Annotated in this window: 15 protein-coding genes; 14 read left to right on the forward strand and 1 reads right to left on the reverse strand. The window is 74.0% G+C overall.

Features of this window, described 5'->3' with window-relative positions:
• The first annotated feature begins 82 nt into the window (after positions 1 to 82).
• From OG534_RS04370 to OG534_RS04415, 10 genes are all read left to right on the forward strand, one after another.
• Complete coding sequence (locus OG534_RS04370) at positions 83 to 670, forward strand: TetR family transcriptional regulator (protein ID WP_326586738.1); 588 nt, start codon at positions 83 to 85, stop codon at positions 668 to 670.
• 146 nt (positions 671 to 816) lie between these two features.
• On the forward strand, positions 817 to 1,389 hold the full coding sequence (locus OG534_RS04375; protein ID WP_326586739.1) for a (2Fe-2S)-binding protein: 573 nt from the start codon (positions 817 to 819) through the stop codon (positions 1,387 to 1,389).
• Positions 1,386 to 2,378, forward strand: coding sequence for an FAD binding domain-containing protein (locus tag OG534_RS04380; RefSeq protein WP_326586740.1), 993 nt, complete (start codon positions 1,386 to 1,388; stop codon positions 2,376 to 2,378). Before OG534_RS04375 ends, OG534_RS04380 begins: the two co-directional genes overlap by 4 nt.
• A gap of 67 nt (positions 2,379 to 2,445) precedes the next feature.
• The gene (locus tag OG534_RS04385) at positions 2,446 to 4,647 is read left to right on the forward strand and encodes a xanthine dehydrogenase family protein molybdopterin-binding subunit (RefSeq protein WP_326586741.1); all 2,202 of its coding nucleotides are present in this window, start codon (positions 2,446 to 2,448) and stop codon (positions 4,645 to 4,647) included.
• 210 nt (positions 4,648 to 4,857) lie between these two features.
• Positions 4,858 to 5,664: a polysaccharide deacetylase family protein gene (locus OG534_RS04390; protein WP_442807211.1), complete on the forward strand. Its 807-nt coding sequence runs from the start codon at positions 4,858 to 4,860 to the stop codon at positions 5,662 to 5,664.
• 194 nt (positions 5,665 to 5,858) lie between these two features.
• Positions 5,859 to 6,245, forward strand: a complete 387-nt coding sequence (locus tag OG534_RS04395; protein WP_326586743.1) for a VOC family protein — start codon at positions 5,859 to 5,861, stop codon at positions 6,243 to 6,245.
• Positions 6,246 to 6,388: 143 nt separating this feature from the next.
• Positions 6,389 to 7,069: a YoaK family protein gene (locus tag OG534_RS04400; RefSeq protein ID WP_326586744.1), complete on the forward strand. Its 681-nt coding sequence runs from the start codon at positions 6,389 to 6,391 to the stop codon at positions 7,067 to 7,069.
• Between the two features lie 95 nt (positions 7,070 to 7,164).
• Positions 7,165 to 7,518: a PRC-barrel domain-containing protein gene (locus OG534_RS04405; RefSeq protein ID WP_326586745.1), complete on the forward strand. Its 354-nt coding sequence runs from the start codon at positions 7,165 to 7,167 to the stop codon at positions 7,516 to 7,518.
• 251 nt (positions 7,519 to 7,769) lie between these two features.
• Positions 7,770 to 8,012 carry a DUF6296 family protein gene (locus OG534_RS04410; RefSeq protein ID WP_326586746.1) on the forward strand — a complete coding sequence of 81 codons (243 nt, stop codon included), beginning with the start codon at positions 7,770 to 7,772 and terminating at the stop codon, positions 8,010 to 8,012.
• Positions 8,013 to 8,147: 135 nt separating this feature from the next.
• Positions 8,148 to 9,389 carry a glycosyltransferase gene (locus OG534_RS04415; protein ID WP_326586747.1) on the forward strand — a complete coding sequence of 414 codons (1,242 nt, stop codon included), beginning with the start codon at positions 8,148 to 8,150 and terminating at the stop codon, positions 9,387 to 9,389.
• A gap of 34 nt (positions 9,390 to 9,423) precedes the next feature.
• Here the strand turns inward: OG534_RS04415 and OG534_RS04420 are convergent, their stop codons facing one another.
• Positions 9,424 to 9,831 carry a DUF3224 domain-containing protein gene (locus OG534_RS04420; protein WP_326586748.1) on the reverse strand — a complete coding sequence of 136 codons (408 nt, stop codon included), beginning with the start codon at positions 9,829 to 9,831 and terminating at the stop codon, positions 9,424 to 9,426.
• A 219-nt stretch (positions 9,832 to 10,050) separates the two neighbouring features.
• On the opposite strand from OG534_RS04420, the gene OG534_RS04425 reads away from it, so the two are divergent.
• From OG534_RS04425 to OG534_RS04440, 4 genes are all read left to right on the forward strand, one after another.
• Positions 10,051 to 11,097, forward strand: coding sequence for a helix-turn-helix domain-containing protein (locus tag OG534_RS04425; RefSeq protein WP_326586749.1), 1,047 nt, complete (start codon positions 10,051 to 10,053; stop codon positions 11,095 to 11,097).
• Between the two features lie 149 nt (positions 11,098 to 11,246).
• On the forward strand, positions 11,247 to 12,371 hold the full coding sequence (locus OG534_RS04430) for a hypothetical protein (protein WP_326586750.1): 1,125 nt from the start codon (positions 11,247 to 11,249) through the stop codon (positions 12,369 to 12,371).
• A 175-nt stretch (positions 12,372 to 12,546) separates the two neighbouring features.
• Positions 12,547 to 13,761, forward strand: coding sequence for a cytochrome P450 family protein (locus OG534_RS04435; protein WP_326586751.1), 1,215 nt, complete (start codon positions 12,547 to 12,549; stop codon positions 13,759 to 13,761).
• Between the two features lie 43 nt (positions 13,762 to 13,804).
• Positions 13,805 to 14,071: a hypothetical protein gene (locus OG534_RS04440; RefSeq protein WP_326586752.1), complete on the forward strand. Its 267-nt coding sequence runs from the start codon at positions 13,805 to 13,807 to the stop codon at positions 14,069 to 14,071.
• Position 14,072: the final 1 nt, after the last annotated feature.

Here is a 14,072-nt window from a genome sequence, read left to right on the forward strand (position 1 = left end):
GTAACTAACCGGATAGTTCGAGTGTGCAGGACGGTCGCGCCAGATGTCAATAACCAGATAGTTACTTGCTAGGCTGCCTGCCATGGCACGGGATTCCAGCGCAACGAAGGCACGGCTGCTCGACGCGGCGTTCTCCGAGTTCGCCGCGTACGGCATCGCCGGGGCGCGGGTCGACCGCATCGCGGAGAGCGCCCAGGCGAACAAGCGGCTCATCTACGTCTACTACGGCAACAAGGAGCAGCTCTTCGACGCCGTGCTCCAGCGGGCCCTGGAGACCGGCTCGGAGTCCGTTCCGTTCGACGTCGACGACCTGCCCGGCTACGCGGGCGCCATCTTCGACCACCTGGCCGAGCGGCCGGAGCTGATGCGGCTGGTGCAGTGGAAGCAGCTGGAGCGGCCGGGCACGACCGACGCCGAGGCGGAGTCCTACCGGGGCAAGATCGCGGCAGTGGCACGGGCGCAGCAGGCGGGGCGGATCGACCCGGCGCTCGACCCGGAGGACCTGCTCACGCTCATACTGGGCCTGGCGCAGGCATGGACGGGCGCGGTGGGCGGCGCGGCGGCGGGCGGCCCGGACGCCGCATGGGACCCGGCGCGACTGGCCCGCCACCGCGAGACGGTGGTCGAATCCGTCCGCCGCCTGATCCGGCCGGCGCGCGCGGCGGACTAGGCATCCAGGGCAGGGTCTCTCCACGACGACGACCCCGGCGGCCCGCAGGCCGCCGTACGCGCTCGCCCCCTGCGCGAGGTGTGAAATGTGCTCCCACCGGTTATCCGAGGGGATGTACGTCTACATTCCGGAACAAAGGGGAAACCGTGGAGCATCCGACCAAGGAGACCCGCTCCCGCATCGGGCTGCACGTGAACGGCCGGTCGTACGAGCTCGACGTGGATCACCGCGTCACGCTCCTGGACCTGCTGCGGGAGCACCTCGGCCTGACCGGCGCCAAGAAGGGCTGCGACCACGGCCAGTGCGGCGCCTGCACCGTCCTGGTCGAGGGGCGGCGCGTCAACAGCTGCCTGCTGCTCGCCGTCGCCCACGACGGCTCACGGGTCACCACCGTGGAAGGACTGGGCGACGACACGCAGGGGCTGCACCCCTTGCAGGAGGCCTTCCTGGCACGGGACGCCTTCCAGTGCGGCTACTGCACGCCCGGTCAGCTCTGCTCCGCCGTCGGCCTGCTCGCCGAGGCGGCCGCCGACCCCGGGGCCGCGGACCTCGGCCGCGCCGGGATCGCCGAGGCGATGAGCGGCAACCTGTGCCGCTGCGGCGCGTACCCCCGCATCCTGGACGCCGTACGGGACGTGGCCGCGGCCTCGGCGGAGACCGGTGCGGCCGATCCGGCCGATCCGGCCGATCCGGCCGACGCCGGGCGGGTGGTCGCGTGAAGCCCTTCGCGTACGTGCGCGCCACCGACCTGACGGAGGCCATCGCCGCCCACGGCGCGCGGCCCGGCTCCCGCTACCTCGGCGGCGGCACCAACCTCGTGGACCTCATGAAGCTCGGGGTCGAAGCACCCGACACCGTCGTTGATCTCCGCGGGCTGCCGCTCGGATCCGTCGAGGAGGACGCGGCCGGCGGCCTGCGCGTCGGCGCCGGGGTCCGGGGCAGCGACCTCGCCCGCCACCCCCTCGTCCGCACCCGCTACCCCGCGCTGTCCCAGGCGCTCCTGGCCGGCGCGTCGGCCCAGCTGCGCAATGTCGCGACCACCGGCGGCAACCTGCTCCAGCGAACCCGCTGCCCCTCCTTCCAGGACGTGGCCAAGCCCTGCAACAAGCGGGAGCCCGGCACCGGCTGCGGCGCCCGCGACGGAGTCCACCGCGACCACGCCGTCCTCGGCCACTCCGCGCAGTGCATCGCCACCCATCCTTCGGACATGGCCGTGGCGCTCGCCGCGCTCGACGCGGCCGTCGAACTCCTCGGCCCGAACGGCGCCCGTACCGTACCCGCGACCGCGTTCCACCGGCTGCCGGGCGACCACCCGGAACGGGACACCGTCGTGGAGCCCGGCGAGATCGTCACGGCGGTCACGCTCCCGGCGGAGCGCGCCGGGCTGCCCTCGCGGTACCGCAAGGCCCGTGACCGTGCCTCGTACGCCTTCGCGCTCGCCTCCGTCGCCGTCGTGCTCGACATCGCCGAGGGACGCGTCCGCCATGTCGCGCTCGCCTTCGGCGGACTCGCCCACCGGCCCTGGCGGGCCACCATCGCCGAGGAACGGCTGCTGGGCGCCGAACCCACCGAGCGCGCCGTACGGGAGGCCGTCGGGGCCGAGCTCGACCGGGCGGAGCCGCTGCGCGACAACGCCTTCAAGGTGCCGCTCGCCCGCAACCTCGCCTGCGACGTGCTGAACTCCCTCGCCCGCGACGCCCGTTCCTGAGCGCCGCCCCCGCCCCACTCGCTCCGCCCACCTGCGTCCCACCCCGTCCCGGATCGCGAGGACCGCCATGGACTCCAGCCCCGCCGCGCAGACACCCGCCCTCGGCAGCCCCGTCCTCCGCCGCGAGGGCCGGGAGAAGGTCACCGGAAGGGCCCGCTACGCGGCCGAGCACGCCCCGCCGGACCGGGCGTACGCCTGGCCGGTCCCCGCCACCGTGGCCCGCGGACGCGTCACGGCCGTCGACACGGCCGGCGCCCTCGCGCTGCCCGGTGTCCTCGCCGTCCTCACCCCCTTCGACGCGCCCAGGCTGGGCCCCGCCGACGACCCCACCCTCCGTGTGCTCCAGGATCCCGAGGTGCCCCACCGCGGCTGGTACGTGGCCCTGGCCGTGGCCGAGACCCCGGAGGCCGCCCGGGAGGCGGCCGGGGCCGTCCGCGTCACCTACGCCACCGAGCCCCACGACACCGTCCTGCACACGGAGCATCCGGACGCCTACACCCCCGAGAGGGTCAACGGCGGGTACCCCGCCCACCGGGAGAACGGCGACGCGGCCGCCGCGTTCGCCGCCGCGCCGGTCCGTGTGGACTGCGAATACTCCGTACCCCCGCTGCACAACCACCCCATGGAGCCGCACGCCGCCACCGCCCACTGGGAGCCGGGCACGGGCACCGACGCCGACACCGACACCGACGCCCGCACCGACACGGGCCCGGGCACCGACGCCCGCACCGGCACCGGGCCGGGCCGCGAGGCCGGCACCCTCACCGTGTACGACTCCAGCCAGGGATCCGGACTCGTACGCTCCACCCTGGCCGCTCTCTTCGGGCTGCCCGAGGACCGCGTCACGGTGGTCTCCGAACACATCGGCGGCGCCTTCGGCTGCAAGGGCACCCCCCGCCCGCACGTCGTCCTCGCCGTGATGGCCGCCCGGCACACCGGCCGCCCCGTCACCCTCGCGCTGCCCCGGCGCCACCTCGCGGCCGTCGTCGGCCACCGCGCGCCCACCCTGCACCGCGTGCGCCTGGGCGCCCGTACGGACGGCACGCTCACCTCCCTCGCCCACGAGGTCACCACCCACACCTCGCGCGTCCGCGAGTTCGTCGAACAGGCCGCCGTCCCCGGACGGGTCATGTACGCCTCGCCCGCCCTCCTCACCACCCACCGCGTCGTCCCCCTCGACGTACCCACGCCCTCCTGGATGCGGGCGCCCGGCGAGAGCCCCGGCATGTACGCCCTGGAATCGGCCATGGACGAGCTGGCCGACGCACTCGGCATGGACCCGGTCGAACTGCGCGTCCGCAACGAGCCGGACGCCGAACCCGACAGCGGCCGGCCGTTCAGCAGCCGCCATCTGGTGGAATGCCTGCGCGAGGGCGCTGCCCGGTTCGGCTGGGCCGCGCACCGCACCCCCCGCCGGGACGGCCCGCTGCTGATCGGCACCGGGGTCGCCGCCGCCACCTACCCGGTGTACATCGCCCCCTCCGCGGCGCGGGCCCACGCCTTCCCCGACGGCACGTACCTCGTCCGGACCAACGCCACCGACCTCGGCACCGGCGCCCGCACCGTCCTCGCGCAGATCGCCGCCGACGCGCTACGGGTCCCCCTGGACCGGGTGGAGGTGGAGATCGGGCATTCGGCGCTGCCCCAGGGCTCGGTCGCCGGAGGCTCGGCGGGCACCGCCTCCTGGGGCTGGGCCGTCCACGACGCCTGCACGAGCCTCCTCGCCCTCCTCGCCCGCCGCACCGGCCCGCTCCCGGAGGCCGGCGTGTCCGTCCCGGCCGATACGACGGCCTCCGCCAAGCAGAAGTCCCCGTACGCGCGGCACGCGTTCGGCGCCCACTTCGCGGAGGTGCAGGCCGACACCGTCACGGGCGAGGTCCGGGTCCGGCGGCTCCTGGGCGTCTTCGCGGCGGGCCGCATCCTGAATCCGCTCACCGCCCGCTCGCAGTTCGTCGGCGGCATGGTCATGGGGCTGGGCATGGCCCTCACCGAGCACAGCACCCTGGACCCCGCCTTCGGCGACTTCACCGAGAACGACCTCGCCTCCTACCACGTCCCCGCCCACGCCGACGTGCCCGACATCGAGGTGCACTGGCTGGACGAGCACGACAAGCACCTCAACCCGATGGGCAGCAAGGGCATCGGCGAGATCGGCATCGTCGGAACGGCCGCGGCCATCGGCAACGCCTTCCACCACGCGAGCGGGCGCCGGATCCGCTCCCTCCCCCTCACCCCGGACCGCGTCCTGGCCACCCTCGACAGCGGGTGAGGGCGGCGCGGCCGGTCGCGGCCGGTCGCGGGCAGCCGGCCGGGCGCGTTCGGGTCGTACTTTCGGGGGAAGCGCAGGGCGGCCGAGGGTCCCTAGCCTGGAGTCCGGCAGCCCCACCGCAACGGAAGACCGGCATTCATGGCACTCACCAGCACGCGCACCGCCCGCCTCACGGCCCGGGCGGCCCTCGCGGCAGCGGTACTGACCCCGATGGTCTTCCTGGGAACGGGAACGGGAACGGGCACCGCCACCGCGCTCCCCGCCACCGGAACCGGCACCGGCACCGGAACCGGAACCGGAACCGACGCACCCGGCACGCCGGCTCAGCGGCAGGCTCCCCCGGTGGCCGCGAATGCCCGGGCGGCCCAGCCGGCCCCGGCGCCCCCCGCGCCCCCGGCATCCGTACCCCTCACGATCGCCCGCTCGGCCGGGGGCGGCGCACGGGACGTCGCCATCACCATCGACGACGGCCCGGACCCGGTGTGGACGCCGCAGGTCCTCGACGTGCTCAAGCAGAACGACGTCAAGGCGACCTTCTGCATGATCGGCACCAACGCTCAGAAGTACCCGGACCTGGTCAAGGACGTGGTCGCGGCCGGCCACCGGCTGTGCGACCACTCCGTCAGCCACGACACCACGATGGATCACAAGCCCGTCGCCTTCCAGCAGCGGGAGATACTCGACGGCAAGGCCATGATCGAGCGGGCGGCGCCGGGCGCGACCGTGGACTACTACCGGGCGCCGGGCGGCGCGTTCACCCCCGACAGCCGGCAGATCGCCGCGGCCCAGGGCATGCGCCCGCTGGGCTGGAGCGTGGACCCCAAGGACTGGAGCCGCCCGGGCGCGGCGGCCATCGTCTCGGCCGTGGAGCAGCAGGAGCAGCAGCCCCACCCGACCGTCCTCTTCCACGACGGCGGCGGCGACCGCTCGCAGACCGTGGCCGCCCTGCGCGAGGTCCTGCCGTGGTTCGCCCAGCGCGGCTACTCCTTCACCTTCCCGGTCCGCACCGCCCCCTGACCCCGGAGCCGAACGCCAGGGGGTGTCGGCCTCCGGGGTGGCACCCGCCGTTTCCCGGGCTTGAAGCCCCGCCCCGCCCGCCCTCGATCATCTGCCGCAGCGATCCCCCTCCCTCCTCCGCTGTACGCCCCAGCGGGGACCCGCCGAAGGCCGCGTGCACACCGGTCGGGCTCCGTGTGGGCGAAGGTAGGGCCATGGTCCACGTACTGGGCAGCAGGGTCCTGCTGCGCCCCACCGATCCCGAGCGCTCCCGCGCCTTCTACGGCGACGTCCTGGGGCTCGCCGTCTACCGCGAGTTCGGCACCGGCCCCGAGCGCGGCACGGTCTACTTCCTCGGCGGCGGCTTCCTGGAGGTGTCGGGGCGCGCCGAGGCGCCGCCCGCGCCCGGGATGCGGCTGTGGCTCCAGGTCGCGGACGTGCAGGCGGCGTACGAGGAACTGCGCGGCCGGGGTGCGGAGGTGCTGCGGCCTCCGCTGCGCGAGCCCTGGGGCCTGATCGAGATGTGGATCGCCGACCCGGACGGCGTGCACATCGCCGTCGTGGAGGTGCCGGCCGACCACCCGCTGCGCTTCCGCCCCTGAGCCGGGCCGCGCCGGGCACGGCCGGGCGCGGCCGCGGAACGGAGCATGCCGCTGCTGGGCCGCGTACGGTCGCGGCAGCCGTACCCGGATGATCCACTGGTGGGCATGGACGCGGGTGCGGAGCTTCCCCGGCAGGGCGGAGGATGAGCGGCGCGCGGCGCGGACCGGCGGGGTGGCTCTACCCCGAGGGGCATCCCCACGCGCACCTGGGACCGCTGCTGGTGGTGCTGACCTTCGCCAGCGGCCTGGTGGACGCGGTGAGTTTCCTCGGGCTCGGACGGGTGTTCGTGGCCAACATGACCGGCAACGTGGTCTTCCTCGGCTTCGCCCTGGCCGGTTCCGGCGAGGCGTCGGCGCCGGCGTCCGCGACGGCCTTGGCCGCGTTCCTGGGCGGGGCCCTGGCCGGCGGGCGGTGGCGGCCGGCCACCGAGCCGACCCGGCTGTTCGCACCCCTGCTGGCCGTGCAGGCGGTACTGGTCGGGGTAGCCCTGGCCGCCGTGGGGTGGGACCTCGGGCGGTACGCCGCCCTCGTACCGCTGGCGGCCGGGATGGGCCTGCAGAACGCGGTGGTGCACCGGCTGGGCGTACCGGACCTGACCACCACCGTGGTGACGCGGACCCTGACGGGGCTGGCGGCCGATCCCCCACGGCCGGCCGCGGGGCGGCGGGGCCTGTCGGTGGCGTCCCTCGCCTGCGGTGCGCTCGTGGGCGGCCTGCTGCACGCCGGTCCGGGGCCGGGGTGGGTGCTGGTGGTCGTGCTGGTGTTGCTGGCGGGCGTCGCGGTGGCGGCCGGGAGGGCCTACCGGGCCGGGCAGGCCGCATGACTGGCAGGCCGCATGACCGGACGACCGCATGACCGGACGACCGCAGGGCAAGCGCGCCATGACGGCAAAGGCGCGATGAAGGGAGCTGTTCCCCCATGACAGAGAACGTCTGGACCTACCGCCTCACGGTGGGCCGCATCGAGGACGTGGACCTGTCCGGCTACAAGGTGGAGGCGACCGACGGCAGCATCGGAAAGGTCGACAAGCACTCCCACGAGGCCGGATCCGCCCATCTCGTGGTCGACACCGGCCCGTGGATCTTCGGCAGGGAGGTCCTCCTCCCGGCGGGCACCGTCACCGGCATCGACGTGGACGAGAAGAAGATCCACGTCAGGCTGACCAAGGACCAGATCAAGAACGCCCCCGTCTTCGTACGGGAAGAGCACCTCCAGGACCTGGAGTACTGGCAGCGGCTCGGCGGCTACTACGGCATCCGCCCGCTGATGTGACGTGAACGGGGTCGGCCGTGACCGTGGTCGGCCGAGACCGCGTCGACCGAGACGTGGTCGCCGAGACGTCGTCGGCCGTGGCCGAGGCGACCGGGCCCGGCGCCCGGCTCCGCGCCCCCTGCCGGATCCCTCGATCCCCCAGTCGGACCCCGGTGCCGCGTGGTGCGTCTCGTCATCGAGGCTGATGGGGCACGTTGGTACGCGGCCCGCCGGTGCGCGGGCCACGCGACAGCGGGATGTGGAGGCACGCGGTGGGCGACGACCAAGAGGATCGCTACGAGCTGGTGTTCGACAGGGGTGAACCGGGGGCGGAAGGCACGGACATCGTCGTCGTCACCCGCACGACGCAGACCGGTCCGGGCGGCCATCCCGTCTACGCCGACGACACCGGGATCATCCGTGCCGAGATCAGCGACCAGGGCGAACTCCGGATACTGCAGTCAGGGGGCCAGCAGGCCCTGACCCACCCCGTTCGCGCCCGCCGCGCGGGGTAGGGCGATCAGCCGGGCTGACACCCCCAAGCACCGGACACGGGTGAGGTGTCGGCGGCGGAACCCCCGGGAGAACGGCGGCCCGGGGCGACGCCGTCACCCTCCCATGAGCCGGGGCCGACCTGACATCATGAGGTCGTGCGCGTACTCATCGTGACCGCGGGATCCTGGGGTGATGTCGCCCCCTACACCGGGTTGGGGGCACGGCTGCGTGCCGCGGGGCACGAGGTGACGATCGCGACGCACGGCCGCTTCGACGGCGCGGTCACCGCCCACGGGCTCGGCTTCCGCCCCCTGCCCGTGGACCCGCGGGAGGAACTGGCTTCCGCGGCCGGCCAGGGACTGGCCCGAGCGGTCAGCCCGCCCGTGGCCATGGCCCGGGTGGTGCGCATGGCACGGGAGTTCATGCCCCGCCTCACCGAGGGCGTCGTGGCCGCCGTACGGCAGGGCGCCGACGTGCTGCTGACCTCCACGCTCACCGACCCCGTGTGCGCGACGCTCGGCGAGGCGTCGGCGGTGCCCAGCATCGGTGTCTACCTGCAGCCGATCGAACCGACCGGGGCCTTCCCGCCCCTCGTCACCGGGACCCGGTCATTCGGACCGTACGGGAACAGGCTGGCCGCGCAGGCCCTGTGGGCCGCGACCGACCGGCTCTTCGCCCCGGCGGTGGGTGAACTGCGGCGCGAACTGGGCCTGCCCGCACAGAGGTTCGGGGGTCCGCTCGGCCTGCCGCGCGGGCGCACCGTCCTGCACGGGTTCAGCCCGACGGTCGTCCGCCGCCCCGCCGACTGGCCGGAGGGCCATGACGTCTCCGGCTACTGGTGGCCCGCGGCGCCGCCCGGCTGGCAGCCGGATCCGCGGCTGCTGGATTTCCTCGACGCGGGGCCGCCGCCGGTGTTCGTCGGCTTCGGCAGCTTCGTCGCCGCCGATGCCGAGCGGCTGAGCGCGCTCGTCACCGAGGCCCTGCGACGGGCCGGGGTGCGCGGCATCGTCCAGGCGGGATGGTCCGGCCTGCGCGCCGAGGGCGACGAGGTGCTCACCGTCCAAGAGGTGCCCCACGCCTGGCTGTTCCCTCGCACGGCCGCCGTGATCCACCACGCGGGCGCCGGCACCACCGCGGCCGGTCTGCGCGCGGGGGTCCCGGCCGTCCCCGTCCCGGTCCAGTTGGACCAGCACTTCTGGGCCGCCCGCCTCGCCGCCCTGGGCGTCAGCGGCCCGCCGCTTCGCTACCAGCGCCTGACCGCAGCGCGGCTGGCCGCCGCGATCGTGGCGGCCACCCGGACCCCCGCCTTCGCCGCCCGCGCCCGCCACGTTGCCGCCGGCCTCTCCCGGGAGGACGGCGCCGCGCGGGTCCTCACCGCGGTGGAGCGGCTCGGTTGAGGCCCGTCCGTCGTCCGTCGTCCGTCGTCAGCCGTCAGCCGAGCTCGTAGTCGAACCAGATCCGGTGCGTTCCGTCGGAGTCGACCGCGATTCCGCCGGAGCCGGAGATCCCGGCAAGGTCCCCGGTGCCGCTCGTGGGGACGACGGTGAAGAACTCGGCGGTGCGGTCGCTGCCGGACGTCGTCGCCGAGTGCACGAAGTTGAAGGCGCCCTCCCGGCCGTGCAGCGAGCCCTCGAAGGACTCCATGGCCACGTAGGTGCCGACTCCGGTCGTCTGATCGAACGCGGCGGTGAACAGGGTCGCCGCGCGGCCGGCCACCTCGCCCTCGAAGTGCTTCTCCATCGTCGCGACACCCACCGGCAGCCCTGTGGACACGGCCGGCTCGGGCTTCAGCTCGGCCGGGACGAACGCTTTGACCGTGAACGTTCCAGTAGCTCTCATGGACCGACCGTACCGGTCCGGTCCGACAACGCCGTCTGACAACGCGGCCGCCGTGCCGCAGGGTTGGGGAGTGCGCCGGAGTGCCCACTCGGCGGGTGCGCGGCGCAGGACGGCCTTCGGCCGCTCCCCGGGCTCGTCCGCCATCCGTCGCGCGTCCCGCCCCGATCCCGCACCGTTCGGCGCCCCTCTCCTCCCCTCCCGGGGCCCTATCCTCCTGGCATGGAGGCACTGGCCTTGCGGCTGTCGGGACTGGACGCGTACGTCGACGGCGCGATCCGCATCGTCGCGTTCTACGACACGCTGATGCGACGACGGGTGGACCTCCCGGCTCTCGCCCGGTCCTCGGCGGGCCTGGCCGGGTGCGTGGCCGGGGTGCGGCTCCACGGCGCGGGACGCGTGGTCCGGGTAGCGCCCGACGGCAGGCCGGCCTCCGAGCCGCCGCGACCCGCCTCCGCCACGGCGCCGATCACGCTCGACGAGGAGGAGATCGGCACGGTGTGGCTGGAACGCCCCGGCCCGCCGAACCCGCTCGACGACGTGCTCCTGGAGCGGCTCGCCCTCGCCGCCGCGTCCGTCGCGGAGCGGTACGGACCGGCCCGTACCACCATGGCCGACCCGGCCCTCGTCGAACTGGTGATCAGCGCCGACAGCGACGAGGCGGCCAGAGCACGTGCGCTGCGGCTCCTGGGGTTCGCCGCCGACCAGCCGGTCCGCGTCGTCGCCGTCCGGTCGCGGCTTCCGCTCGATCAGATCGGCGGCCTGGTCTGCCCGGCCCGCCCGGTGAAGGCGGCGCAGCTGGCCGACGTGGGCGTCATCCTGCTCACCGCCACCCCCACCGCCATCGACCCGGCCCGGTTTCCGGCGGGCGTCCTCGCGGGCATCGGCGCCGCGCAGAGCCCGGACCGGTGCTGGCGGGAAGCCCGCACCGCCCTCCGCTTCGCCACCCCCCGCCGGCCGGTCGTCCGGTACGACGCGCTGGGGGCGTTGGCGCTGCTCGCCCAGGTGCCCGAGGACGCCGCGCGGGACAACGCCGACGTGGCCGCGATCGCCCGGATCGCCGGGAGCCCGGCAGATCTGGAGACCCTGGACGCCTACTGCGCCACCGGGTCGCTGCGCCGGGCCGCCGACCTGCTGCACCTGCACCACAGCAGCGTCGCCCGCCGGCTCGAACAGATCGGAAGGACCCTGGGCGTCGACGTGACCGAACCCACCGGCCTGATGCGCGCCGGACTCGCCCTCACCGCATGGCGGCTACTCGACGGCTGAGGCCGGTCCGCCCGCCCCGGCCCGGGATGCCCCGGACCGGCCCCCGCCCGCGCTGACCTGCGCGCGAGCGGCCTCTTGCGCGGGGGCCCTGTGTAGTACCAGCGCAGTTCGGCGGGTTACCGTGTCCCTTCATTCGAGGGGGAACAGCGATGTCGCACTACACGGGGCCGGGGCAGTACCCGGGACAGCCCAATCCGCAGTGGGGAGGCGGCTGGACGCCGCCGCCCGCGCCGCAGCCGGGCGTCATACCCCTCCAGCCGCTCTCCGTGGGAGACATACTCGGCGGCGCCTTTTCGACGTTCCGCCGGTACGCGAAGCCCCTGATCGGGGTCATGCTCGCGGTCCAGGGCATCGGAATCCTGGTCGTGGCCGCAGCGATCGGCGTCACCTTGGCCGTCGTCCAGGACCTCATCTCCGCGGTCTTCGACCTCGCACCGGGGCAGAGCCCGCACAGCGATGACGTGCTGGCCCTGCTCCTGGCCTTCATACCGGCCGGTGTCCTCATGCTGGTCGCGGTCGCACTGGGCGCGGCCATGATCAGCGCCCTGGGTGCCTCCGTGGTGCAGGAGGCCGTGGTCGGCCGCCCCACGACCTTCGGCGCGATGTGGCGCCGCAGCCGGTCCCGGCTGCCCGCGGTGCTCGGCGTCCTGCTGCTCACCTGGCTGATCGCGGGCGGGCCCATGCTCCTCCTGTACGCGATCTGCATCCCGCTGATCATCCTGTCGGCGTCGGCCGAGGCCGGCCCGTCGATCGTCATGTCCGTGATGCTCCTGGGCCTGTTCGTCTGCATTCCCGTCACCGTCTGGCTCATGACGCGGTTCAGCCTCGCGTCCGCCGTCGCCGTGTGCGAGGACCTGGGCCCCGTGGCGGCCCTACGGCGCTCCTCCCGGCTGGTCAGCGGTGACTGGTGGCGGGTGTTCGGCATCACGATGCTCGGATACCTCGTGGCGGGGGTCGTGGGCTACCTGATCCAGATGCCGTTCAGCTTCGTCGGCATGTTCGCGCTCTTCCCGGCCCTGGCGGAGATGGACGGGGACACCACGGACCCGAGCGGCCTGATCGCCGGACTCGTCGTGTACGCGATCGTCTCGCTGATCGGCGGCGTGATCAGCTCCCTGTTCCATTACGGCTACCCCCAGTTGCTCGTGACCCTCGTCTACGTCGACCAGCGCATCCGCAAGGAGAACCTGGCCGCGGCCCTGCTCGCCACGGCCGTCCCCGCGCCCGCCTCGGCACCGGCTGCGGCACCGGCACCGGCACCCGACCAGATGTGAAAAGCGGCACCTTCCGCGACGCGACGGGCGGCTCCCCCCGGGGGAGCCGCCCGTCGGCACGTCCGGCCCCGCACGCCTCCCCCGTTGCCCTGTACGGCAGTTCAGTAAGGTGATCAAGGCTCAGGACGAGCCCGCTCGCCGACGACCGGCCGCCCCGGGTACCCAAGGAATGCGCATGATCCAGACTTCGGAAGACGTGGCCCTCCCGCAGCCGTTCGGCACGTCGTTCGCGAACGACCCCCACGCCGTCTACGCCGAACTGCGCGCGGCCGGGCCCGTGCACCGGGTGGCGCTGCCGGACGGTTCCCCGGTGTGGCTGGTGACCCGCGAGGCGGACGTGCGCGAGGGCCTGTCCGATCAGCGCCTCTCGGTCAACAAGCGCCATTCGTCCATGGGTTTCAGCGGCTTCTCGCTGCCGCCGGCGCTCGACAGCAACCTCCTGAACATCGACCCGGACGACCACCTGCGCCTGCGCCGCCTGGTGGCCAAGGGGTTCACCGCCCGCCACGTGGACCTGCTCCGCGGCGAGATCGGCACGGCCGTCGACACCCTGGTCGCGCAGCTCGGCGAGCGGATCGCGAGCGACGGCGAGGCCGACCTGGTGGCCGCGTTCGCCAAGCCGCTGCCGCTCCGGGTCATCGGCGCCCTGCTCGACGTCCCGGCCGACGACCAGGAACGCTTCTCCGCCTGGATCTCGGCCATGCTCGGCCCCCGTTCCCGCGAGGGGCTCGTCCAGGCCATCGGTGACATCCACGGCTTCCTCGTCGATCTCGTGGCCCTGCGGCGCGCCGCCCCCGGCGACGACGTGCTGTCGGGCCTGATCGCGGCACGCGACGAGGAGGACCGGCTCACCGAGGACGAGCTCGTCTCGCTCGCCTTCCTGATCCTCGGCGCCGGCAGCGAGAACGTGCAGCACGTCATCAGCGCCGGCGTGCTCACGCTCCTACAGCAACCGGACCAGCTGGCCGAACTGCGGGCGCGGCCCGCGCGCATGGCGGACGCGGTCGAGGAACTCCTGCGGTACACCAGCCCCAACCAGACGGCGATCCGCCGCTTCCCCACCGGACCGGTCGAGATCGGCGGCGTACGGATACCGGCCGGGGACACCGTCCTGTTCGGCCTGGCCGCCGCGCACCGGGACCCGGCCCGCTACCCGGACCCGGACCGCTTCGACATCGACCGCGCCGACAAGGCCCACCTCGCCCTCGGGCACGGCATGCACTACTGCCTCGGAGCACCCCTGGCGCGGCTCCAGCTCACCCTGGCCCTGGGCGCGCTCATCGACCGGCTCCCCCACCTCAAGCTCGCCCGTCCGGCAGACCAACTGCGCTGGAACAGCACCTTCCGATTCCGCGCGCTGCGCGAACTGCCGGTCACCAACGCCCCCTGAGCGCAAATTCGCTCCACATGCGCGCACTTCTGGTGCACTCTTGATGCGCATCCGACCGGTCCGACCGAAGGGCATCGAGATGGACCAGCAGCTTCCTCCCCACCCCGACAGCGAGCGGTACTCGGTGACCCTGTGCCCTCCCGCCGTCACCGTGGTCTCCGAGCTCACCGCCGCGTCGGGAGTCAGCAAGTCCGACGTGATCAACCGTGCGGTCCTGCTGCTCGGCTTCATCGAGGGCGAGCGCGCCAAGGGCCACGACCTGATGGTCCGCGACACCGCCGGGACCCTGGAGCGGATCCACATCATCTGAA

Source organism: Streptomyces sp. NBC_01294 (assembly GCF_035917235.1).
Lineage (GTDB): Bacteria > Actinomycetota > Actinomycetes > Streptomycetales > Streptomycetaceae > Streptomyces > Streptomyces caledonius.

What these genes read in the sequence shown, in the direction of transcription:
- OG534_RS04370 (WP_326586738.1), top strand. Translation starts at nt 83, where the DNA reads ATGGCACGGGATTCCAGCGCAACGAAGGCACGGCTGCTCGACGCGGCG.
- OG534_RS04385 (WP_326586741.1), top strand. Translation starts at nt 2,446, where the DNA reads ATGGACTCCAGCCCCGCCGCGCAGACACCCGCCCTCGGCAGCCCCGTC.
- OG534_RS04390 (WP_442807211.1), top strand. Translation starts at nt 4,858, where the DNA reads ATGGTCTTCCTGGGAACGGGAACGGGAACGGGCACCGCCACCGCGCTC.
- OG534_RS04395 (WP_326586743.1), top strand. Translation starts at nt 5,859, where the DNA reads ATGGTCCACGTACTGGGCAGCAGGGTCCTGCTGCGCCCCACCGATCCC.
- OG534_RS04400 (WP_326586744.1), top strand. Translation starts at nt 6,389, where the DNA reads ATGAGCGGCGCGCGGCGCGGACCGGCGGGGTGGCTCTACCCCGAGGGG.
- OG534_RS04405 (WP_326586745.1), top strand. Translation starts at nt 7,165, where the DNA reads ATGACAGAGAACGTCTGGACCTACCGCCTCACGGTGGGCCGCATCGAG.
- OG534_RS04420 (WP_326586748.1), bottom strand. Translation starts at nt 9,831, where the DNA reads ATGAGAGCTACTGGAACGTTCACGGTCAAAGCGTTCGTCCCGGCCGAG.
- OG534_RS04425 (WP_326586749.1), top strand. Translation starts at nt 10,051, where the DNA reads ATGGAGGCACTGGCCTTGCGGCTGTCGGGACTGGACGCGTACGTCGAC.
- OG534_RS04430 (WP_326586750.1), top strand. Translation starts at nt 11,247, where the DNA reads ATGTCGCACTACACGGGGCCGGGGCAGTACCCGGGACAGCCCAATCCG.
- OG534_RS04435 (WP_326586751.1), top strand. Translation starts at nt 12,547, where the DNA reads ATGATCCAGACTTCGGAAGACGTGGCCCTCCCGCAGCCGTTCGGCACG.
- OG534_RS04440 (WP_326586752.1), top strand. Translation starts at nt 13,805, where the DNA reads ATGCGCATCCGACCGGTCCGACCGAAGGGCATCGAGATGGACCAGCAG.